The 432-nt window shown below is 62.3% G+C and carries 1 protein-coding gene; it reads left to right on the top strand.

Annotated elements, in window-relative coordinates; genetic code table 11:
• On the top strand, positions 1–289 hold a 289-nt coding region (locus CRD59_RS08265; RefSeq protein WP_236632802.1), incomplete at its 5' end, for a hypothetical protein.
• Positions 290–432 lie beyond the last annotated feature (143 nt).

Here is a 432-nt window from a genome sequence, read left to right as displayed (position 1 = left end):
CCTGCGTCGTGCTGCGTTCTCGTTTCCGTCGGCCGCCGCCCATCTGCATCTACGCCTTCGCTTTCTTCGGCATCGTCAGCTGTGTATAAGTGACAGCCAGTGGGTGGTTGCTGGGACTTTTCCTGCGTGCTGTGCCGGTGCTGTGGTGTCCCAGGTGCGGCTGCCGGTGTTCCAGGCGGGTGCGGGTGTGGCGTCGTTCCTGTCGCGGGTGATGCCGGTGACCACAATCTGGCGAAGGCCGACGGGGACGGGCGCTAGTCGGTCGGTGTTGCTGTTGTCACCGAGCTGACCGTACTCTGTCTCCTATACACCTCTGACGCCGCCCTCTCTGTCGCCGTCGCCGGTGCCGTGGCTCGGCCTACTTTTCATACAACACGAGTGGTGTCGCCGGAGGTATGCACAGTTATTCCGCTGTTGTTGTAGCGATCTACG

This window comes from Bifidobacterium xylocopae, assembly GCF_003315615.1.
Classification (GTDB): Bacteria; Actinomycetota; Actinomycetes; order Actinomycetales; family Bifidobacteriaceae; genus Bombiscardovia; species Bombiscardovia xylocopae.
This window is presented reverse-complemented; position numbering and strand designations above follow the sequence as displayed.